This is a genomic window from Sinorhizobium sp. FG01, assembly GCF_002531875.1.
Taxonomy (GTDB): domain Bacteria; phylum Pseudomonadota; class Alphaproteobacteria; order Rhizobiales; family Rhizobiaceae; genus Sinorhizobium; species Sinorhizobium fredii_C.
The window spans coordinates 14,247-35,867 of sequence record NZ_NWTB01000018.1 but is presented as its reverse complement, the minus strand read 5'-3'; the positions used below and the strand labels follow the sequence as shown (position 1 = coordinate 35,867).

At 63.0% G+C, this 21,621-nt stretch carries 22 protein-coding genes; 7 read left to right on the top strand and 15 right to left on the bottom strand.

Annotated elements, in window-relative coordinates:
• Window positions 1-14: 14 nt before the first annotated feature.
• From CO656_RS24730 to CO656_RS24705, 6 genes are all read right to left on the bottom strand, one after another.
• Window positions 15-1,049 (bottom strand): proline racemase family protein, encoded by a 1,035-nt coding sequence (locus tag CO656_RS24730; protein WP_097527494.1) that lies wholly within the window; start codon window positions 1,047-1,049, stop codon window positions 15-17.
• Between the two features lie 87 nt (window positions 1,050-1,136).
• Window positions 1,137-2,015: a dihydrodipicolinate synthase family protein gene (locus CO656_RS24725; protein ID WP_097527493.1), complete on the bottom strand. Its 879-nt coding sequence runs from the start codon at window positions 2,013-2,015 to the stop codon at window positions 1,137-1,139.
• A gap of 28 nt (window positions 2,016-2,043) precedes the next feature.
• A complete protein-coding gene (locus CO656_RS24720) occupies window positions 2,044-2,709 on the bottom strand; it encodes an amino acid ABC transporter permease (protein WP_097527492.1) in 666 nt (221 codons plus the stop codon).
• An 11-nt stretch (window positions 2,710-2,720) separates the two neighbouring features.
• Window positions 2,721-3,383, bottom strand: coding sequence for an amino acid ABC transporter permease (locus tag CO656_RS24715; protein ID WP_097527491.1), 663 nt, complete (start codon window positions 3,381-3,383; stop codon window positions 2,721-2,723).
• Window positions 3,384-3,392: 9 nt separating this feature from the next.
• The gene (locus tag CO656_RS24710; protein ID WP_097527490.1) at window positions 3,393-4,172 is read right to left on the bottom strand and encodes an amino acid ABC transporter ATP-binding protein; all 780 of its coding nucleotides are present in this window, start codon (window positions 4,170-4,172) and stop codon (window positions 3,393-3,395) included.
• 78 nt (window positions 4,173-4,250) lie between these two features.
• The gene (locus CO656_RS24705) at window positions 4,251-5,084 is read right to left on the bottom strand and encodes a transporter substrate-binding domain-containing protein (RefSeq protein ID WP_097527530.1); all 834 of its coding nucleotides are present in this window, start codon (window positions 5,082-5,084) and stop codon (window positions 4,251-4,253) included.
• 197 nt (window positions 5,085-5,281) lie between these two features.
• Between CO656_RS24705 and CO656_RS24700 the strand changes: the two genes are divergently transcribed.
• From CO656_RS24700 to CO656_RS24680, 5 genes are all read left to right on the top strand, one after another.
• The gene (locus CO656_RS24700) at window positions 5,282-6,001 is read left to right on the top strand and encodes a GntR family transcriptional regulator (protein WP_097527489.1); all 720 of its coding nucleotides are present in this window, start codon (window positions 5,282-5,284) and stop codon (window positions 5,999-6,001) included.
• Complete coding sequence (locus CO656_RS24695; RefSeq protein ID WP_097527488.1) at window positions 6,002-6,769, top strand: pyrroline-5-carboxylate reductase; 768 nt, start codon at window positions 6,002-6,004, stop codon at window positions 6,767-6,769.
• 153 nt (window positions 6,770-6,922) lie between these two features.
• On the top strand, window positions 6,923-7,471 hold the full coding sequence (locus CO656_RS24690) for a Spy/CpxP family protein refolding chaperone (RefSeq protein WP_097527487.1): 549 nt from the start codon (window positions 6,923-6,925) through the stop codon (window positions 7,469-7,471).
• 31 nt (window positions 7,472-7,502) lie between these two features.
• Window positions 7,503-8,201 (top strand): response regulator transcription factor, encoded by a 699-nt coding sequence (locus CO656_RS24685; RefSeq protein ID WP_097527486.1) that lies wholly within the window; start codon window positions 7,503-7,505, stop codon window positions 8,199-8,201.
• A gap of 67 nt (window positions 8,202-8,268) precedes the next feature.
• Window positions 8,269-9,558 carry a HAMP domain-containing sensor histidine kinase gene (locus CO656_RS24680; protein ID WP_097527485.1) on the top strand — a complete coding sequence of 430 codons (1,290 nt, stop codon included), beginning with the start codon at window positions 8,269-8,271 and terminating at the stop codon, window positions 9,556-9,558.
• Between the two features lie 6 nt (window positions 9,559-9,564).
• Here the strand turns inward: CO656_RS24680 and CO656_RS24675 are convergent, their stop codons facing one another.
• The 8 genes from CO656_RS24675 to CO656_RS24640 form a co-directional block, all read right to left on the bottom strand.
• Window positions 9,565-10,506: a sugar phosphate isomerase/epimerase gene (locus CO656_RS24675; RefSeq protein ID WP_037424579.1), complete on the bottom strand. Its 942-nt coding sequence runs from the start codon at window positions 10,504-10,506 to the stop codon at window positions 9,565-9,567.
• Window positions 10,507-10,560: 54 nt separating this feature from the next.
• Window positions 10,561-11,733 carry a Gfo/Idh/MocA family oxidoreductase gene (locus CO656_RS24670; RefSeq protein WP_097527484.1) on the bottom strand — a complete coding sequence of 391 codons (1,173 nt, stop codon included), beginning with the start codon at window positions 11,731-11,733 and terminating at the stop codon, window positions 10,561-10,563.
• Window positions 11,734-11,790: 57 nt separating this feature from the next.
• The gene (locus tag CO656_RS24665; RefSeq protein ID WP_097527483.1) at window positions 11,791-12,813 is read right to left on the bottom strand and encodes a Gfo/Idh/MocA family oxidoreductase; all 1,023 of its coding nucleotides are present in this window, start codon (window positions 12,811-12,813) and stop codon (window positions 11,791-11,793) included.
• Entirely contained in the window at window positions 12,810-13,715 is a 906-nt protein-coding gene (locus CO656_RS24660) for a sugar phosphate isomerase/epimerase (RefSeq protein ID WP_097527482.1), read from the bottom strand. Before CO656_RS24660 ends, CO656_RS24665 begins: the two co-directional genes overlap by 4 nt.
• 108 nt (window positions 13,716-13,823) lie before the next feature.
• On the bottom strand, window positions 13,824-14,648 hold the full coding sequence (locus CO656_RS24655) for an ATP-binding cassette domain-containing protein (protein ID WP_037424571.1): 825 nt from the start codon (window positions 14,646-14,648) through the stop codon (window positions 13,824-13,826).
• 10 nt (window positions 14,649-14,658) lie between these two features.
• Entirely contained in the window at window positions 14,659-15,657 is a 999-nt protein-coding gene (locus CO656_RS24650; protein WP_037424569.1) for an ABC transporter permease, read from the bottom strand.
• Window positions 15,658-15,667: 10 nt separating this feature from the next.
• Window positions 15,668-16,717: an ABC transporter permease gene (locus tag CO656_RS24645; protein WP_097527481.1), complete on the bottom strand. Its 1,050-nt coding sequence runs from the start codon at window positions 16,715-16,717 to the stop codon at window positions 15,668-15,670.
• 99 nt (window positions 16,718-16,816) lie between these two features.
• Entirely contained in the window at window positions 16,817-17,791 is a 975-nt protein-coding gene (locus tag CO656_RS24640; RefSeq protein ID WP_179864837.1) for a sugar ABC transporter substrate-binding protein, read from the bottom strand.
• A gap of 166 nt (window positions 17,792-17,957) precedes the next feature.
• Here CO656_RS24640 and CO656_RS24635 point away from each other — a divergent pair, with 166 nt between their 5' ends.
• The gene (locus CO656_RS24635) at window positions 17,958-18,995 is read left to right on the top strand and encodes a LacI family DNA-binding transcriptional regulator (protein WP_097527479.1); all 1,038 of its coding nucleotides are present in this window, start codon (window positions 17,958-17,960) and stop codon (window positions 18,993-18,995) included.
• A gap of 69 nt (window positions 18,996-19,064) precedes the next feature.
• Here the strand turns inward: CO656_RS24635 and CO656_RS24630 are convergent, their stop codons facing one another.
• Window positions 19,065-19,859: a TIM barrel protein gene (locus tag CO656_RS24630; RefSeq protein WP_097527478.1), complete on the bottom strand. Its 795-nt coding sequence runs from the start codon at window positions 19,857-19,859 to the stop codon at window positions 19,065-19,067.
• Between the two features lie 356 nt (window positions 19,860-20,215).
• Here CO656_RS24630 and CO656_RS24620 point away from each other — a divergent pair, with 356 nt between their 5' ends.
• Window positions 20,216-21,199: a L,D-transpeptidase gene (locus tag CO656_RS24620; RefSeq protein ID WP_037424561.1), complete on the top strand. Its 984-nt coding sequence runs from the start codon at window positions 20,216-20,218 to the stop codon at window positions 21,197-21,199.
• Window positions 21,200-21,621: the final 422 nt, after the last annotated feature.

Sequence of the window (21,621 nt, the reverse complement as noted above, 5' to 3'; positions counted from 1 at the left end):
ATGTGCTGCTGCATTCAAACCGTGGTCATCCAGGTGTCGGCCACCGTGAAGCCCTCCGGATAGGGATCGGTCGGGTCCATGCCCATCTGGTAGAGACCGGTGATCCAGGCCTGGCCGGCAATCGCCGGTATCACCGCGTCGTACGTCCCGACTTTCGTCAGTCCGTCGATGGTGCAGGTGAAGCGGCTGCCGGTGATCGACTCGTGAATGAGCGTTTCGCCGGGTTGGATAAGGCCTTTCTTATGCAGCAGCGCCAGCCGCGCCGACGAGCCGGTGCCGCAGGGCGAGCGGTCGCAGCGCCCCGGCGAGACGACGACGCAGTTCCTGGCGATAAGCTGGCCATTCTCCCGCCGCAGCGGTCCCATGAACTCCGTGTTGGTGATCCCCGGAATGGCCGGGTTCTCGGGATGTTCGACGGCCAATTGCTCGACGGCCGCGAATTTGAGCTTCTGGCCGATTTCGCAGAGCTCGCGCGCTTCCGAGGGATCAATCGAGAAGCCGAGGTCGGCGGCGTTGACCATGGTGTAGGTCATGCCGCCATAGACGATATCGACCCGAACGCTCCCGAAACCTGCGACTTCGATCTTGGCGTCGACATGGTAGCAAAAGGCCGGCTGGTTCACGAGGCGGACGCTCGTCACCTTGCCGTCCCTGCATTCGCAGCGCACCCTGATCAGGCCCGCTGGAGACTCGAGCGTCAATTGAGTGACCGGCTCCTGCATCGGCAGGATCCCGGCCTCGAGCAGTACCGTCGCCACGCACATCGTGTTCGAGCCCGACATCGCCGGATACTCGGTCGTCTCCAGGATCACATAGCCCATGTCGGCTTCGGGGTGATTGGAGGGAAGCACGATATTGGCATTGTGCCAGACCGCCCCGCGCGGCTCGAACAGCACCATCTTGCGGATGTCGTCCCTGTGGGTTTCGAGATGAACCCGCTTGTCGAACATGGTCTCGCCGGGAACCTGGCCGACGCCCCCGACGATCACCTTGCCGCTTTCGCCTTCGGCATGGCAGTCGACCACCGAAAGGACCTTGCTGAAGCGCATCTCTCTAGCTCCAAAGCCGCGGAAGAATTGTCGAGGCGACGCTTCCCTGATTGTCGAACGGCCGGGAAGCGGCGCTTCGACTGGCGATTACCAATTCAGAATCGGCTCCATGGCGGCGCGGAATTCGGCCTTTTCATCGTTTGTAAGCCGCCCGAGTGGCGCGCGGCACTCGCCCACCGGCAAGCCCTGAAGCTCGCAGCCATACTTGATCTTCTGCACGAACTTGCCGCTTTCGAGGATGTTCATCGCCCGATAGAGGGTTTTCATCTGCGCGCGCGCCTTGTCGAGATCGCCGGAACGGAAGGTGCGGTCCAGGTCGCAGCAGGCTTTGGCCATGCAGTTCGACGGCCCGCAGATCCAGGAATCGGCACCCCAGAACATGAAGTCGAGGGCGATGTCGTCCGAACCGGAAACCAGTTGAATGCGCCCCTCATAGCGGCTCGCGATGTCGACCGCGCGCTGCAATACGCCCGAGCTTTCCTTGATCCCGATCACGCGCGGATTATCGGCGAAATGGTCCATCAGCTCGAAGCTGATGTCCGAACCATCCTTGGCCGGATAGGAATAGAGGACGAGGTTCACATTCACCGCGCCGAGTACGGTTTCATAGTGCCGGATCAGTTCGGCCTGCGTCGGCCGGGTATAGAAGGGCGGAGCGAGCAGCACAGTGTCATAGCCGATCTCCTTGGCGATCGACGTCTGCTCAATGACTTCGCGGGTCGCGGGCGCATTGGTGCCGGCGATCAGGATTTCGCCCGGCTTGGCGAAATCCTTGACGAATTGAAGCACGTCGCGACGCTCCTCCGTGGACTGACTGAAATACTCGCCGGTCGAGCCGTTCGGAACCCAGCCGGTGACGCCGGCTTCGCGCAGATGGGCCAGCAGCTTTTCAAAGGCCTTGAAGTCGACCCTGTTGTTCGCGTCGAACGGGGTGACGAGGGCGGGCATGACGCCAGAGAGTTTCATGGAGGTTCTCCTTTCGAAAGAATTCGGTTCAGATCGCGAGCTTGGTGAGCACGCGCCGCTCGACCAGCGTGACGGCACGGGTGAGCGGGAACGCGATGAGGAAGTAGATGAGGGCGACCACCGTCAGCACCTCGATTGGCCGCGCCGTGTTGTTAGAAATGTTCTGGCCGACGAACATCCGGTCGGCCATGCCGACGGCCGAAACGAGCGCGCTTTCCTTGAACAGGCTGACGCAGTTCGAAAGCAGTGTCGGGACGGCGCGCAGCACCGCCTGCGGCAGGATGACGTTCGTCACCTGGACCCGGCGCGGCAGGGCGAGTGCGACGCAGGCGTCGAGCTGTTCCGGACCGATGGATTTCAACGATGCGCGGAAGGTCTCGCTGGTGATCGCGCCCATGTAGAGTGTGAGCGCGATCACGCCCGAAGTGAGGTTGGAGAGCTCGACGCCGAGGATCAGCGGCAGGCAAAAGAAGATCCAGAAGAGCTGGACGAGCACCGGCGTGCCGCGGAAGAACTCGACATAGACGCTGGAGACAGTCCGCAGCAGAGCGCTGCGCGATGTGCGGGCTAGGCCGATGAAGAAGCCAAGGCTGCAGCCGAGCACGATGCAGATCAGCGTCAGCTTGATGGTCATCCAGAGGCCGAGAAGCAGCGCTTCCTGGAAACGAAGGATGATGGAGAAATCGAGAGCCATGGGTCTTCTCCTCAGCTCATCATCAGTTGGCGGCGGCGTTCGAGATAGCCGACGATCTGCGAGACGGGGAACGAGACGGCGAAGTATACCAGAGCGACGATGGTGAAGGTCTCGATCGGCCTGTACGTCTCCGTCGCCAGCGTCTTCGCCTGGTACATGAGGTCCTGCACGGCGACGATCGCGACCAGCGCAGTCTGCTGAAAGATACCAATGCCGTTGGTCAGCAGGACCGGGATCGACGCCCGCACCGCGGTCGGCAGCACGATATAGAGGGTGCGCTGCAGCGGGTTGAGGCCGAGCGCGATGCCGGCATCGAACTGCTCGCGCGGAACTGCCTGGATCGCGGCGCGATAGGCCTCGGCATTGAAGGCCATCAGGTTGAGGCCGAGCGCCAGGATGCCCATCGTCACCGAGCCGAGGAAGACGTTGAACAGCATCGGCACGCAGTAGAAGAACCAGACGATCTGGACGATCGCCGGGGTGCAGCGGAAGAATTCGACGAAGAGCATCGCCGGCAGCCGCACCGGCGCGAAGCGGCTCATGATGAGGAGCGCCAGCGGAAAGCCCAGCACGACCCCGATGATATTGGCGGCGACCGTCAGCTCAAGCGTGACGATCAGCCCTTCCCAGAGCGGCCCGAGGGAGACGGACTGGAAATCGAAGGAGTAACCCATCTCGCCCTCCTAGTGCCGGATATGGAAGACGCGATCGATGAAGTCGCGTGTGCGCTCTTCCTTGGGCGCGCCGAGCACCTGCTCCGGCGGGCCGTCCTCGACGACCACGCCGCCGGCGCAGAAGATGACGCGCGAGGCGATGTTCTTCGCAAACCACATGTCGTGAGTGACGATAATCATCGGCATGTCCTGGGCGGCAAGCTGCAGGATGACCTGCTCGACTTCGGCGACGAGCTCGGGATCGAGCGCCGAGGTCACCTCGTCGAACAGCATCAGCCTCGGATCGAGCATCAGGGCGCGGGCGATTGCGACGCGCTGCTTCTGTCCGCCGGACAGCTGCGCCGGATAGGCATTGGCCTTGGCGCCGAGGCCGAAGCGCTCGAGCAGCGCCTGGGCCCGCTTGATGGCGCTCGCCTTGGCTTCACCCCGGACCTTGCAGGGCGCGAGGGTCAGATTCTGGATGACGGAGAGATGCGGGAACAGCGTGTAGTGCTGGAACACCATGCCTATCGAGCGCCGCACCTCGGTGTCGATCTCAGTTTTCTTCTCGGCGCTCTCGGAGGAGATATAAGGCTTGCCGCCGAAGCTGATCGAGCCGCTGTCGATCTTCTCGAGCCCCATCATGACGCGCAGCAGCGTGCTCTTGCCGCCGCCGCTCGGGCCGATGACGACGACCCGTTCGCCGGGCATCATCTCGATGTCGAGGCCCTTGAGCACCTGAATATGCGGGCCATAACTCTTGTGGAGGGACTGGATTTTGACAAGGGGAGCACTGAAGGACATGGTCATCGCCGACCTCGCTGGTCAAAAGAAGGGATGAGAGTGCCCGGGCTGGCACGTGGCCGCGCCCGGCCCCCTACAGTTTCGTTACTGCGCGCTCTTCAGCACCTCGTCGACGGCCTTGCGGATCAGTTCGTCTACGTGACCGGTCGCGATTTTTTCCTCGAGGAAGATGTTCACCACCTCGACGTCGGCAGCCGACAGCTGATGCGGCAGGCCGAAGGCGACGCCCTGTTTCGCCAGCGCCGGCGTCGGATTCAGCGCGACCGCCCAACCGGGGTTCGACTGGGTGAAGAGCTGGTTGGTGTCCGAGGCATCGACGAGGATGTCGGCGCGGCGCGAGACGACGGCGAGGCGCGTTTCATCGTTACCCGGCAGGCGCAGGATCGTCGCGTTCTTAACCGCGGCGGTGATCGCCTTGTCCTGGGCGGTGCCCGACATGACCGCGAGCGTCACGTCCTTCTTGTCGATATCGGCAACCGAAGCCACGCTGGCGGGGATCTTCGGGTTCTCGTTGTTGTAGGCGAGCGAGATCTGGTACTCCATCGCGGGAACGGAGAACTGCACGGCCATGGCACGCGCCGGCGTCCTGTTCAGCGCCAGCGAAAGGTCCCATTTCCCCGCCTGCAGGCCAGCGACGATATTGTCCCAGGTGGTGTCGACGAATTCCGGCTTGACCTTCAGCGTCTCGGCGAATTCGCGGCAGAGATCGGCGAAGAAGCCGGAATATTCGCCGCTCGCCGGATCGCGCATGACATAGGGCGGAGCAACGGCCGCGCCGCAACGAAGGACGCCCGCCTTCTGCACGTCCTGCCAATAGCCTTCGGCGGTCTCAGCGGATGCGGCGGTGGTTGAGAGTCCAGCGATCAGGGCAAGCGCAGGCATCGCCCGCATTGCGGACGCAAGCATCTTCGAAAGCATCTTCAATTTCCTCTGTTTGATGTGCGCGGTGCGCGGTTCCACCCGTCGGCTATTGCCGATCTTGTTCTTCGTCTGTCGTCTACGTGTCGACACGATATTTATGTCGGCAACGTGTCGACATTGTCAAGCGGAGAATTTACATTGTCTCGGCGGGGCTCTTCTGGCCTTATGCGTCCGAACGACGGAAAGGGACGTAAGTGTCTGACGAAACTGAAACCAAGCGCGCCAGGGGCACCGGCTGGAAAAATGTCTACGAGACGCTCCGAAACGAGATCCTGGCGCTGACGCTCGCTCCCGGCCAACTTCTCGACGAGAGCACGCTTGCCGAACGGTTCGACATGTCCCGCTCGCCGGTCCGCGAGGCGCTGATCCGCCTCGCCGGCGAGGATCTGGTCGTCACGCTTGCGAACCGCAGCACCATTGTGGCGCCGATCGAGGTCGCGACCTTCCCGAAATATGTCGAGGCGCTCGATATCGCCCAGCGCATGAACACGCGGCTTGCCGCGGAACTGCGGACGGAGATGGACCTCAAGACGATCGCCAGGCGGCAGAAGGAATTCGAAGCGGCGGTCAAGACCGGCAATCACCTCGAGATGTCCGAGGCCAACAAGCAGTTCCACATGTCGATTGCCTACGCCGGGCGGAATCCCTATCTGGCGTCCTTCTACGAGCGGCTGCTCAACCAGGGCCAGCGCATGCTGCATCTCCACTTCGAGTATCTGGAGCGCACGCACGAAGGCTATCTGCTGACCGACGAGCACAACCAGATGCTCGAAGCGATCCGGGAGAAGAATGTCGATCTCGCCGACGAGCTGGCGCACGCCCATACGCGCCAGTTCCAGCAGAACTTCATCAATTTCATGCGCGAGAACTACACGACGGACGTCTCGCTCGGACGGCGCAAGGCTGCGGAATAGATGCGGATCGGCTTCGTCGGCACAGGCACCATTACCGAGGCGATGGTGACGGGCATCGTCGCCTCCCCGCTCGACGTGGCGGAGATCATCGTCTCGCCACGCAACCGGGAGATCGCCGCCCGGCTCGCGGGCCGGTTTCCCAGCGTGCGGATCGCCAAGGATAACCAGGCGGTGGTCGATGTGGCCGAAATCCTGTTCCTGGCAATCCGGCCGCAGATCGCAGAGGAAGTGATTGCCGAACTCACCTTCCGGAAAGGCCAGGCGGTCGTCAGCGTCATCGCGGCGACGGACCGCCCGAGGCTCTTGAGCTGGATCACCGGAGAGGTGGACCTCACCCAGGCGGTTCCCCTGCCCTTTGTCGCCGAACGCGACGGCGTCACCGCGATCTATCCGCCGAACCCGAGCGTTGCCGCTCTATTCGCCGCCCTTGGCACCGCAGTCGAATGCGAGACGAAGGAGGATTACGACCTCCTCGCCGCCGCCAGCGCCCTGATGGGCACCTATTTCGGCATTCTCGATCGAACGACCGGCTGGCTTGCCGAGAAAGGCATGGAGCGCGAGAAGGCCCGCGCCTATCTGACCCCGCTCTTCGCCAGCCTGGCGCAGACGGCGGTCAGGGCCGAGGCGACGCCCCTCGACACGCTGAGGCGCGAGTTCTCGACGCCCGGCGGCTTGAACGAGCAGGTGTTCGACGATTTCGAAGGCGGCGGCGGAAGCCGTGCCTTGACCGAGGCGCTCGAAGCGGTGCTGCGCCGTATAAGACGATAACGGGTCAGCCGATCCCCGCTTGACGCTGCGACGGCGAGCCACGGCCGCCGCTTCGGCTTTACATTTCTTTACATTCGCCCGGAAGGCTCGAAACGTTGCCCTGTTAGCTTTCCTCCATTGCAGCAGGTGCTGCGGAGTGAAAGGAGACTGACTATGGAAAACGAGGACAAGAACCTGTCGAGCCCGACCGCCGGAGCGCCCGCTTCGAAGGGCTGGGGTCGGCGCGCCGCGATCGGCGGGCTCGCCGCCGTCGGCGTTGTCGGCGCGGTCGGATTTGCTGCCGCGCGCAGCGACGATTTCGGCTTCGGCATGGGCCGGTTCGGCATGGGCGGCCATATCATGCACGCGCATATGGGAGGCGGCTTTATGGAACAGCGGATCGGCTCCATGCTCGACGAACTCGACACGACGCCCGAGCAGGAAGACAAGCTCTGGGACATCATCGACAATGCCCGGACCGAGATCAGGCCGACTTTCCGGGACTTCCGCGAGACGCGCGAGCAGGTTATCGAACTCCTCGGTGCGGCGACCGTCGACCGCGCCGCCGCCGAGAAACTGCGCAGCGAGCGCATTGCCGCGATCGACGCGGCTTCGCGCAAAATGACGACTGCGCTCCTCGAAGCCGCCGAAGTGCTGACGCCGGAGCAGCGCGCCAAGCTTGCTGCGCATTTGAAGGAGCGCAGGGGCCGCGGCCCGTGGTAAGACCAACGAGCGATTGAACGGAACGGAAGCGATGGCGGAACGGGTCTTGATTGTTGACGACGACACGCGCCTCTCCGCCATGCTTGCCGACTATCTCTCCGGAAACGGCTACACCGTCCACACCGCTGCGACGGCCACGGCGGGACTGACCGACCTTGGCCGCCGTGCGCCGGACGCAGTAATCCTCGACGTCATGCTGCCGGACTTTGACGGCTTCGAAACCTGCCGGCGCATGCGCGCGGTTTCCGACGTCCCCATCCTGATGCTGACGGCCAAGGGCGAAGAGACGGATCGTATCGTCGGCCTGGAGCTCGGAGCCGACGACTATCTGCCCAAGCCCTTCAATCCGCGCGAGCTGCTCGCCCGGTTGAAGGCCATCCTGCGCCGCCGCAACGGCAGCGCGCCGGTTTCGCGGACCTTGCGCTTCGGGCGGCTGGAGATCGATCCGGGCTCCCGCTCGGTCCGGATCGACGGCCGCGAATGCGGCCTCACCAGCTACCAGTTCGACCTGCTTGTGGCGCTTGCCGAAAATGCCGGCCGCACGCTGTCGCGCGAGCAACTGATGGACGCCGTGAAAGGCGAGGAGCTGGAAGCCTTCGACCGTTCCATCGACGTCCATGTCTCACGCATCAGGGCGGCCATCGAGAGCGATCCCAAGCATCCGCGACGCATCGTCACCGTGCGCGGCGCCGGCTATGTCTTCGCCCGCTTCCAGGACGACGAGAGATAAAGCATGTCGCCCAAAAATGTGCCGCGGTTCGGGATAACGACATGCGTCCAGACAGAGACCTAGAGCGATGCGCAGCCGGCTGTTCCTGAAAATTTACCTGACGTTGCTGGCGAGCCTTGCGGCGGTCGCCGTCGCCAGCGCCGCCTTCGTGTGGCTCGGACAGGGCGAAGAGGATGTGAGCTGGCAGAGCCAGCGCGCGCGCTTCGTTGCAGCACTCATCCCGTCGGACATGGACCGGCAGTCGGTCGAGGCGACGTTGAAGCGGTTTTCCCGGGCTTTCGACGCCGACCTTGCGGTCTATGATCGAAACGGCAGGCTGATCGCCGGCGCCGGCCGGCCGCTCCCGCGCGACATTCTCGAGCGGCGCTGGCGCCACGACAGAGGCGACGTTCACACCATGGTGACCGAGTTGCCCGACGGTCGCACCGTGGCCGCGCGCATGGCACGGCCTTTCCGGCCGGCCGGCCGCAATCCGCTCGCCTATCTGGCGCTGATCGCTGGCGTCATCGGCCTTGCCGCCTATCCGGTGGTGCGTCACCTGACGCGACGGCTTGAGCGGCTGCGCGAAGGCGTCGATGCCTGGGGGCGGGGCGATTTTGTCGCCCGCGTGCCGGCGAATGGCCGCGACGAAGTGGCGGCGGTGGCGAAGAGCTTCAATAAAGCCGCCGATCACGTCGAACGGCTGATCAAGTCGCACCGCGCTCTTCTCGCCAATGCCAGCCACGAATTGCGGTCGCCGCTTGCCCGGCTGCGCGTGGCGATCGACCTCTACGAGCAGGCACCGGACGACAACCGCAAGGAGGAGATCGTCCGCAACCTTGCCGAGCTGGACACGCTGGTCGAGGAGATCCTGCTGGCGAGCAGGCTCGACCATGTCGAGCGACTCGATGCGCCCGAGCCCGTCGACCTCCTGGCCCTAGTCTCGGAAGAAGGGGCGCGCAACGGCGTCGATGTCTCCGGCACGCCCGCGACCGTCACAGGCGATGCGCGCCTGCTCGGCAGGTTGGTGCGCAATCTCATGCAGAACGCGCTCCGCCACGGCGGCCCGCCAGTCTCGGCCACCGTCGCCCAAGCCGACAGAAAGGTGGAGCTCAGGGTCCGCGACCACGGCCCGGGCATACCGGATAGCGAGGGCGCCCGCGTTTTCGAGCCGTTCTACCGCCCCTCGGGACGCAGTGAGGCCGCGGGCGGCTGGGGCCTGGGGCTGGCGCTTGTGCGCCAGATCGCCGAGCGCCACGGCGGCGCCGTCCGCTATGATTCCCCGGCGGGCGGCGGCGCCTGCTTCATCGTAACGCTTCCCGCGTATCGGGACGCCCGGGCCCTAAGTGCTTCGCGCGCCGGACGCGCCGCGCCGTAGAGGCTCTCAGCGGCTGATCGTTGCCTGGAGCGCGTCGATGGAGGACCGGATGCCTGCCTCCGTGGACATGGTGAAATCCTCCATCTCGAGGCTTACCCAGCCGTTGTAGCCGCACATGCGGACGACCGAGAAGAACTCCTTCCACCATTGCAGATCACGGCCGGCGCCGACGGCGACGTAGTTCCAGCTGCGGTTGGCGACGTCGGTGACCTCCTTCAATTCCAGAAGGCCGTTCACATCGGCAAGCCCCCGCTCGATACGGGTGTCCTTGCCGTGGCAATGGTGAATGGCGTTGCCGAGTGCGCGGGCCGATGCGATCGGATCGGCGCCCATCCACATCAGATGCGACGGGTCGAGGTTCATGCCGACCGTCGGGCCGACCTCGTTGCGCAGGCGGAAGAGAGTCTCGGGATTCCAGACCAGCATGGCCGAGAAGTTTTCGAGGGCGTATTTCTCGACGCCGGTCTCCTTGGCGAGCTTCACCAGATCGTGCCAGAGCGGGAAAGCGCGCTCTTCCCACTGGTAGCGATCGCGCTCCGGCATCTCGTCGGGCCAGCTCTTGGTGTAGACGAGCCAGTTCGGCACCACGTCGCCGGGCGCCGCTTCCGGCAGGCCGGACATGGTCACGACGGTCTCGACGCCGATCTCGCCTGCGAGGCGGATCGTCTGCTCCATCTCCTTGCGGTGGCGCTTGCCCATGGCACCCGGATCGAGCGGGTTGGCCGAGCAGTTGAGGGCCGCGATTTTGAGGCCGCGCGCCTCGATCTCCTTGAGCTTCGTCCTCAAGAGCGCCTTGTCGGCCAGGAGTTCGTCGGCCCGGAAATGCGGCGCGCGGGACCAACCGCCGCCGGTCATCTCGATGCCTTCGACACCGAGTTTGACGCATTTGTCGAGCATATCGGTGAAGGAGAGCTCTCCCATCACATCGGTGCAGATCGAAAGTTTCATTTTGTCTCTATCCAAAAAAAGGGGGGCGCCCGAAAGCGCCCCAGGTGGTGGAGCTCAGTGAAAGTCAATCCAGGCCGAACCTGCATCCGCCGAACGGACGCAGTTCTCCAGCCAGCGGACACCTTCGGTGCCGGCCTTGATGCCCGGATAGTGGTGCGTCTTCAGGAAGGCTTCGTCGCCGCGCTTCTTCGCGTCGATCGCTTGCGCGATCCACAGGTAGATGTTCGACCAGCTGTCGCCGAGGCCTTCGGAATGCAGCGCCCCCATGCGGTCGACCGCAAGGCTTTCTTCCTCGAGATAAGGCATGCCGTGATGGAGCGTGCGGTTCGGCTCGCCCTGGACTTCGTAGATCAGCTGATCGGGGTGGCTGTCGCTCCATTCGACGGAGGCCTTGGAGCCGACGAAACGGTAGCGCTGCGACCCCATGTTGCCGGCGTTGACCGACGAAACCCAGAGATGGCCGCGAGCGCCATTGTCATAGTGCATGAGAACGGTCGCGTGGTCTTCGAGCGGCGCACGGGTCGGGATGAACGCCTTGCGGTCGCAGAGCAGCTTGTCGATCTTCAGATGCGGCAGGACGATCTCGGAGAGGTAATAGAGATGCGTGCCGATGTCACCGAGAACGAAGGTGGGGCCGGCGGTCTTCGGGTTCGTGCGCCACTTCACGGCCTCGCCGGCGCCGACGTCGTCGCCCGAGTTGAAGCCGTGGGTATATTGCATATCGACGATGCGGATATCGCCGAGCATGCCCTTCTTGACCATGGCGGCCATCTGGTGAACCAGCGGGTGGCCGGTGAAGCCGTAGGTCACACCGACGATCAGGCCCTTTTCCGCGGCAAGCCTTTCGACCTCCTCGCATTCGGCCACGGTGAAGAACAACGGCTTTTCGCAGATGACGTGAAGGCCGGCCTCGAGGCAGGCCTTGGTGATCTCGTAATGGGTGAAATTCGGCGTGGCGATCGAGACGACCTCGACGCCGTCTTCGCGTGCCGTCTCCCTGACGATCAGTTCCTTGTAGTCGGCATAGCAGCGGTCCGCCTCGACGCCGAGTCTCACGCCGAAATCACGGCCGCGTTCGGCGTCGAGATCGAAGGCGCCGGCGACCAGCCGATAGGTGCCGTCACGCAGCGCCCCGGTGCGATGCTTGTAGCCCACCTGGCCGGTGCGGCCGCCACCGACCATACCCCAGCGGAGCGGCCGTTCGATAAGTCTTTCGCCATTCAGCATTTTCGAACCTTTCAGGAATGTTGTCTTCTTGACCGTCGGGCGTGACCGGAACGTCGGTTACCGGGGCGCCTCCAATGTCGTGCGATAGAGGGAATGGCGGTCGCGCATGCGGACCGGCTCGAGTGCGCCGCTCTCCACTGCCTTCAGCGCCGCATCGGCGACCACCGTCGCGGCATAGCCGTCCCAGGTGGAGGGCCCGGTCGCCGTCCCCCGCGCCGCAGCGGCAACCCACTCGCGGAACTCCTGGTCATAGGCTTCGATGAACCGCTCGCGCCAATCGGCGGATACCAACTGGCGCACGCCATGGATGTCGCGGATGACGGTCGCCGGACGGAGCGGCAGGCTTGCGGTGCCCTCCTCGCAGCTAACCTCGCCGCGGATGTCATAGCCGTAGGCGATGTTGACCGAGATCTCGACATCGACCAGCACACCGGAGCCCATGTGCAGAAGCACCACCACCGGATCGCGCAGGTCCCTGCCACGGCGCGAGCGGCGCGGCACGCGAACCTCGACCCCCGTCACCTCGTCGTTCAGAAGCCAGCGCGAAATGTCGGCGTCATGGACGAGCGTGTCGTTAAGCGGCATGTCCGAGGTATAGAGCCCCTCGGGAACCGCGGCATTGCGGTGGGTCGAATGGAAGATCAGCGGCGCGCCGAGAATGCCGGAATCCAGCGTCGCCTTGAGGCGGCGATAGTCGGCGTCGAAGCGGCGCATGAATCCCACCTGCACCAGGCGTCGGCCGAACGCCACCTCGGCCTCCATGACCCTCAGCGCTGCGGCCACGGTCGTGACCAGCGGCTTTTCGCAGAAGACGGGCTTGCCGGCGGCGATGCAGTCGAGAAGCTGCTCCTCGTGGGCGGGGCCCCAGGAGCAGATGACCACCGCCTCGACCGTCTCGGAGCGGATGAGGTCGCCCGCCATGGCAAAGACCGCCACCCCCTCCGGCGCGACAGCGGCAGCGCGAGCCCCGTCGATATCGCTCACCGCGACGACTTCGACGGCCGAGAGGACCCGGGTCAGGCGGCGGATGTGGTCCTGACCGATCATGCCCGTGCCGATGACACCGACTTTGAGGGTCATTTCGCCCCCCAGTACTTATCGATGTAGCGCTGCATTTCGGCGCGCATGAATGTGCCGGAATGATCCGCCTTGTCTTCCCAGGCAAAGACGCAGGCGGTCATGATGCCGTCGAAGCCCACTTCGGCGAGGGTGGCGAAGAAATCGTCCCAGGGAACCTCGCCCTGGCCGATGTTCAAGTGCTGATGGACGCGGGCCTGCGTGCCCGGAGGGTTGAGAATGTAGCGCAGGCCCGAAGAGGCCTTGTGGTTGAACGTGTCGCCGACGTGGACGTGCGCGAGCACGTCTCTAGCCTCGCGCAGCATCGTCTTGGTGTCGTCGCCGAAGTAAAAGGTGTGCGGTGCGCAGTAGAGAAATTTGACGTTCTTCGAATTGACCGTGCGAATGATGTCGAGAGCGGGCTGCAGCGTCTCGCACCAGTCTTCCGGATGGGGCTCGACATGAAGCATGATGCCCTCGCGCTCGAAGACCGGGACGAGCTCTTCCATCGATCGCCACCAGGCGTCTTCGCAGGCTTCGATCATCGAGCCGGTGTGGCAGCAGTAGCACGAGCCCTTGTCGGGATGCGGGCCTCGGCCGAATTCCGAGTTCATCGTGTCCACGCCGAGTTCGACGGCGATCTCGATGGCCCGCTTCCAATGCTTCACCGCCGCCTGACGCTCGGTCTCGTCATTGGAGGCCCAGCGATACATGGGCAGCAGCGAGGCAATGCCGACATCGGCGTCGGAGAGCGCCTTCTTGAACGACTTCAAACGGTCAGGGAAGACGCGCGGCGCCTTGAACCATTCGAGGAAATCGCCGCGCGGCGAAAGCTCGATCCAATCGTAACCGAGTTCCTTGACCTTGCTGGGCAACTCCTCAAGCGAGAGATGGCGATGCATAAAGGGGTCGATTGCTATCTTCATTTTGACCTCCAGATTTCGGACGCAAGTCTCCCTCCTTCGACTGCGGTCCGTTCAGGCGCTGTCGAAGCTGCGGGTATTGCGCAAGTTTGTTTGTGGTGCCGTCAGCGATTACTGGGCTGGCGGCGGTTGATGTCCCTCATGACTTGCCATGTAGGTTTCGATTTGAGCCTCGAGGTCCGCCATCGTTTCCCCGCCTGCCATCAGGTCGGTAATCTCCTCACGGGTCTTCTCGCCCCTGCGGAAATCGGCGGCGATTGCCCCGCGGATGAGCACGGCGAAATGATCGCCCACCGCCATCGCATGCATGACTTGGTGGGTGATAAAAACCACTGCCAGGCCCCGCCGCTTCGCCTCGTTGACGATCCTGAGCACATGAGCCGCCTGTTTCACGCCGAGAGCGGCTGTCGGTTCGTCGAGGATCAGCACGCGGGCGCCGAAATGCACGGCACGGGCAATTGCAAGCGACTGGCGTTCGCCGCCTGAAAGCCCCCCGACAAGACGATCGCCATCGTCGATGCGGGTGATCCCGAAGTCCTGCACGGCCTTGACGGCAATCTCGTTCGCCGTCTTGCGGTCATAGACCTTGAACGGCCCCCAGCCCTTAGTCGGTTCGACACCGACGAAGAAGGAACGGCCGATCGACATCAGCGGAAAGGTGCCGCCGAATTGATGTACGGTCGAGATGCCCTTTTCCTGCGCATCGCGCGGCCCGCTGAACTCGACCGGGTTGCCGTCCATCAGGATCGTGCCGCGCGTCGGTTTGTGCACCCCCGCAAGCGTCTTGATGAGCGTCGACTTGCCGGCGCCATTGTCGCCGAGCAGGCAGAGCACCTCGCCCGCACGGACCCTGAGCGAGATGTTGTGAAGCACGTCGATAGGACCAAAGCTCTTGTCGACATTTTGAAGTTCAAGGATCGGAGTATTGTCTGACATGGTTGGACGCTCACTTCTTTTTCTTCGGCACGAAGCTGAGTGCCATTCGCCGGAACGTGTTGTTCATCAGAACCGCGGCCATCAGCATCACGCCGATGATGAGGTTTGACCAGTTGCGGTCGATGTCGGTGAAATAGATGCCCTGGTTGACGACAGCGAAGGTCAGCGCGCCGAGGAAGATGCCGGCGACCGAACCGAAGCCGCCGGTGAGCAGCACGCCACCCACCACGATAGAGACAATCGTGTTGAAGATATAGTTCATGCCGCCCGAGACCTGCGCGGAGTTGAACAGGATCGCCCCGCACATGCCGACGAAGGAAGCCGCCGTGCTCGACAGAACAAAGAGAGCAATCTTCAGCCGCTTGGTCGGGATCCCGGCATTGCGGGCGCTGACTTCGTCTCCTCCCATCGCGAAGATCCAGTTGCCGTAGCGCGTCGCGTGCACCACGAAGCCGAAGATCACCGTGACGACAAGCCACCACAGGATGATGACCTGGAACTTGCCGAGGATGAGCTGGCCGAAGACCATCTTGGCCCAGGCCGGCGCATCGAGCGGAACCGAGGCGGCCCCGGTCAGGATGACCGATCCCGCCAGGACGAGACCCTGCACCGCGACCAGCGTGCCCAGTGTGATGATCAGCGAGGGCACGCTCGTGCGCACCGCCAGGAAACCGTTCGCCAGTCCGACCAGCACGCCGAAGGCGAGCGCACCGAGCATGCCGATTACGATCGGCAGGTCGTAATAGCCCGACAGAATGGCGATCGACATCGACCCCGCCGGGATCATCGCGCCGATCGAGATGTCAAGCTCCCCAGCGATCATCAGAAGGCCGACCGGCAAGGCGACGATGCCGAGATTGGCCGCGAAATTGACCCAGCTTGCAGCGCCGAAGAGCGATCCCAGGCTGACGCCACCGAAAGCCACATAGAAGGCGATCACCGCGACGAAGCTCAACACGGCCCCGAACTCCGGGCGGCGTACGAATTGTCCTATGGAAAAGGCGTTCATCTCCCGGCCCTCATTTCTTCTTCTTCGCTGCGTAGGACATCGCCATCAGCCGGAACCTGTCGTTCATCATCACAGCGAGCAGCAGCAGCGCGCCGATGATGACGCTGCCGAGGTTCGGGTCGATCCCGGTGAAATAGACGCCCTGGTTCACGATCGCGAAGGTGAGCGTACCGAAGACAATGCCCACCACCGACCCGGCGCCTCCGGTCAGAAGCACGCCGCCAATGACCACGCACATGATCGAATTGAAGATGAACGACTGCCCCGCGAGCACCTGCGCACTTTGATAGACGAACACCTGGCTGACGCCGACGAAGGCGGCACAGAAGCCCGACAGCATGTAGAGCGCGATCGTCAGTCTGGCCGTCGGAATGCCGGCATTGCGGGCCGAGACCTTGTCGCCACCCAAGGCGAAGATCCAGTTGCCGACGGGCGAGATGTGCAGAAGGTAGAAAAACCCCGCCACGAACAGGATCCACCAGAAGATCGTCACCTGAAACATGCCGCCGATGAACTCGCCGAGGACCGCCTTGGCGGTCGGGCTCGGCACGAGCGACACGCCGGTGCTGCCGGCGATGAGCACGGTGAAGCCCAGCGTCAGGCCCATGACGCCGAACATGGAGCCGATGGTGACAATCAAGGATGGCACCCCGGTGCGATTGACGATGAAGCCGTTGAAAAAGCCGACCATGACCCCGACGCCCAGACCGGCAGAAATCCCGACACTCTCCGGAAGGCCGTAGTGGCCGGAAATGATGGCGACCGTCAGAGATGCCGCCGGAATAATCGCGCCGATCGAGAAGTCCATTTCCCCCGCGATCATCAACAGGCCTACCGGCAGCGCGACGAGACCTATCTCGGCGGCAATGTTGAGCCAGCTTGCATAGCCCGCAGAGGACAGGAAGACACTGCCGCCGATCATGGCGAAGAAGACGAACACCGCCACCAAGCCCAGGAGCGACCCCGCTTCGGGCCGACGGGAGAGCTGGCCGATCGTTGCCTTGATATTCTCGCCACCGGAAGGAACGGAGGCGACGGGGAGACTATTTGTCGTGTTCATTTGACACCACCAATGAAGCCGAAGACCGGTAACGATCGCCACTATTGGACTGGAAGCCGCCTGCCTCAAGCGGCGGCTTCGCGACGTGCCGCCCGAGGCTTAGCGGGCGCCTGCCTTCACACCCGCCAAGGTGGCGTCGACATTCGCCTTGTCGATGACGCCGGGACCGGTCAGGATCTCCCGGGTCGGCACCGTGAGGCCATAATTGACCTTGCCGTTCAGGATCGAGACCGCCAGGTAGCCCTGCAGGTAACCCTGCTGGTCGATCGCGCAAAGCTGGGTACCGCTCTTGATGTTGTTCAGGATCGTTTCGTCCATGTTCATGCCGCAGACCTGCACCTGACCCTGCTTGCCGGCCTGCGCCACGCCGTTGACCGCCGAGTTCGTGTCGACGTTGCCGATAGCGAATACGGCCTTGATGTCCGGGTTTTGCAGCAGATGCGCCTTAAGGGCCTGCGCCACGGCCGTCGCCGAACCGAAGGAGGTCGCGGGTAGCGGCAGTGCCGAGCCGACGCCGCCACCCTCGGTAACCCCATCGATCATGCCCTTGCAGAAGGCTTCGATGTTCGCCGCACCCGGTAGCGTGTTGAGGCAGACCGCGTTCTTCAGGTGATGCGTGGCGAAATAGGTGCCCGCAGCCTTGCCCGACAGGTAATCGTTGGAACCGACATAGTTCATCGCGCCGAGGCGGTCGGCAGCCTCGATGCCGCCGGCGTTATAGATGACCAGCGGAATGCCGGCATCGGTGACCGCCTTGAATGCGGGATCCATCGCCTCCGGCACCCAGTCCGGGCCGACGATCGCATCGGCGCCCTGGTCGATGGCCTGGCGAATAAGTTCCGCCGCGTCGACACCAAGGTTGTCATAGTTCTGCGGCCCGAGCCAGGTTACCGACCCGCCCTGCGCCTCCACGACCTTGCCTGCATCCTCGGCGCCCTTCTTCACGATCGACCAGAACGGATCATCCGGCTTGCCGCCGACGACAAAGATGTTGGCAGCCATAACGGCCGTTGCAGTGCAAGTAATGATCGCTGCAGCCGACACGGTTGCCGCGAGACGGCGAAATCTACTCATCTGATTCTCCTCCCTAGAGCTTGCGATCGCGACGACGCCTCCCAAGACGCCCCCCGTTGTCGCTGGAATGTTTGTACCAAACGGCTCACCGTTGTGGAATAGTTGTTGCAACTCGTGGAGATTTTTGTATCATTTAGTCTCATTCCGATTTGGTGTGAAATATATCATGAAAAAGCGCCCTACCATTGCCGATCTTGCCGGGGCATCCGGCGTCAGCGTGTCGACAATCAACCGGATCCTTGGCGGCTCCGGCTCGGTGCGCGCGGATACGATCGAAAGAGTGCAGAACGCCGCGGAAGAGATCGGATTTTACGGGATAGGCGTCATCGAGGACCGCAAGAGGCGGGCGCTTCCGAGCTACCGCTTCGGTTTCCTCCTGCAGCAATCGAGCCGTGAACTATATCGGCTGTTCGGCGCCAAGATCGTCGAGGCGGCAGCGAGGCGACAGCATGAGAAGATCGAGCCCCTGGTCGATTTCGTCGATCTTCTCGAGCCCCAGAACATCGCCGATCGCCTGGAAGTGCTCGGCAGGCGCTGCAATGCGGTCGCCATCATCGCCGGCGACCATCCCCTGATCAGCCAGACGATCCATTCACTGAAATCCCGCGGCAAACCCGTGATTGCCTATGTCACGGATCAATCCGCGCCGGACCGGGCAGGCTATGTGGGCACCGACAATTGGAAGCTCGGCCGGACCGCAGCATGGTTCCTCGCACAGACGACCTGCACCCCCGGCCGCGTTGCGGTGTTTATCGGCAACCACCGCTATCAATGCCAGGACATTTCAGATGCAAGTTTCCGGTCCTATATGCGGGAGCACGCGCCGCATCTGAGGGTGGACGACAGCCGGCCGACACATGAGGAGCCGCAGGAAGCCTACCGGATCGTGACCGAGTTGCTCTCGGGGCTCGACGATCTCAGAGGCATCTATATCGCAGGGGGCGGCATTTCGGGCGTTCTGCGCGCGCTGCGCGAAGCCCCGGAGGAAAAGCGAAGCAAGGTCAGGATTGTCTGCCGCGACATCGGCCCCGAGACCCGCAAGGGATTGACCGAGGGTCTCATCACCGCCGCTCTCTGCCATCCGCTTGAGCGGACCTCGGACGAATTGATTGCGACCATGGTCGACTCGCTGGAACAGCGCAACAGCACGACGATCCTGCAGCGCGTCGTTCCGTTCGAGATTATCACGCCGGAGAGCGTATAGCCTGAACTCGATCCGGAACCGCCCCTGTCAGCGGACGATGAGCCTCTTCGCCGCCAGGGTAATAAACAGTCAGATCGTGAATGCGGCGCGAAATGCGTCCAGCGCGGCTTCGGGATCGCCAGCGGCCCAGGCTTCCATGCCAATCGGGCCGGAATAGCCCATGGCATTCAGCGCCTTGGCGATACCGTTCCAGTTGACCTCACCGGTGCCGGGTTCGCAGCGGCCGGGGACATCAGCCACCTGGATCTCGCCGATCCAAGGCAGACACTTGCGGCAGAGTTCGATTAGGTTCCCTTCGCCAATCTGGGCATGGTAGAGATCGAGATTGAGGCGGAGCCGCGGATGATTGACGCTTGAGACCAGCGCCAGCGTCTCTTCGGCGCGGCCGAAGGGCACGCCCGGATGGTCGACCGGCAGGTTGAGGTTCTCGAGCGTGAAGATGGCCCCCTCTTCTTCCGCCATATCCACGATATGGCAGAGCGTGTCACGGGCCCTCAGCCACATCGCGCCGGTGACGACTTCGATCGGCTGGACAGGCAGGCCTCCGTCTCCCAAACCTGTACCATGCAGGTTGAGCCGCTGAACGCCAAGCCGCTTTCCAACCTGCGCGGTCTCGCGCGCCGTTCTGAGGAGTTCTGCTGCACCGTCGTCGTCCGTCAGACGGCCCGTCAGATAGCCGTTCATGATCGTGAAGGTCGCGCCGGTCGCTTCCAGCTTATTGAGATCGTGCTCCGGCCAGTTCCAGAGGCCAACGCCGAAACCCATTTCTTTCAGGCGCGAGGCGCGCCACTCGATCGGCTTGTCGCGCCAGAGCATTTCCGCGCAGGCCGCCAGCGGGAAGGGAGAGGTCTTGGATGCACTCATTGGTCGTATCCGTTGACGATGATGGCAGTCCGGAAGAGTGGCTATGACGCCGACTTGTGCAAGCCAGCAGAACGGTCCGAGAAAGCCTCTCAGGCGATGTTATCCGCGACCGCGGTCAAAGCAAATATTTATTCCGTCAAATTTGAAATGGAACGCTCGTTCCATATCCTATGTGCCCCGCCGCTCAAGCACCCGCGGCTCATCCTGGAGGCACGCTGCCGTAGGCCGGGAAGCAAGAGGAGCCGGGCCGAAGGGCATGGCGCGGAGTTCGAGTGGGGGTGCGGTCACCTCGCTCTGCCTCTTTCACCAAATCTGCGGAAGCAGCCGCCGGAACAAGTTCGGTGGTCGTACATTTGATGGTCATGAAAAAAATCGCCTTGTTCGCAGCATCCCTCACATTGGCGCTCTGCGCCTCCGCCAGCGCCCAGGAACTCCAGCCCGACGCCATCAACAAGGCGTCGATCGACTCCATTCCGCCGGAGCGACCGCCCGAAGCCCCGCCTCGACCGCAACCGGCCATCATTCGTCTCCAGGTCCTTCTGGATCGCGCCGGTTCGTCGCCTGGAGTGGTCGACGGCTATTACGGCGAGAACGTCGCAAAAGCGATTGCCGGATTCGAGGCCCTGCAAGGTCTTCCCGTCGACGGAAAGCTGGACCCTAGGGTCATCGAAAAGCTTCCGACCGATAAGCCGGTCATCGAGCCCTATGTCATCTCCGATGACGATGCCAAGGACCTCGTTGAGAGCATTCCCGAAGACTATGCCGAGCAGGCCAGGATGGAGCACCTCGGCTATACGAGCGTCGCGGAAAGGCTGTCCGAACGCTTTCACATGGATATCGACCTCCTGAAGGCGCTCAATCCGGGCACCGCGTTTGCCGCAGGCGAAACGGTGTCGGTGGCCATTCCCGGTGCCGCGATGGAAGGCAAGGTCAAACGCATCGAGGCGCGCCGGCAAGCGGGGCAAGTCCTGGCATTCGCCGAGGACGGCTCGCTGCTGGCCGTATACCCCGCCACCATCGGCAGCGAAGAATCGCCTTCGCCCTCCGGCACCCACAAGGTCAAGGGGGTCGCTCGCATGCCCCCCTACGAATACAACCCCAAGATCAATTTCCAGCAGGGCAACAACAATAAGGCTCTGACGCTGCCCAAAGGCCCGAATGGCCCCGTCGGAAGCGTCTGGATCGACCTGACGGAGCCGACCTACGGGATCCACGGCACGCCGGAACCATCGCTGATCGACAAGGCGGGGTCGCACGGATGCATCCGCCTGACGAACTGGGACGCCGAGGAATTGGCGGAGATGGTCAAGCCGGGGGTCATCGTCGAGTTCACCGACTGAACTCTCAAATGCTTCCAGACAGTCTCTGACATGCATTTCGATCCCTTCGCCAGCGACCAGGTCTTGCAAATGGAAAATGCACCTATGTCTGACATTTGGATGTGCCGGGGTGGAACGCCCCGCTCTGACAAAGACAAGTGCTGAACCGTCGTCATTGCTCGAACGCCACAAAGAAGGCACCGTTTTCCCATCATTGGCCTGAACTAAGCTAAACACTTTTCCACGCTCACGACACCCTTTGAAAGCTTGCCCCTGTTCAATCGGAAATTGCGAAGCAAGTTGCTGCGCTACAATGACCAGCAGCGGCGTCCATGTCTATCTGGCATGGAGGCAAGCGGCGGCGCCCACTGCTGGGCACGCGAGATCGCGATGCTCAAACATGAGGTGCGCCTCATGCAGCCGAACAGCCGTCCTCGAAGCGG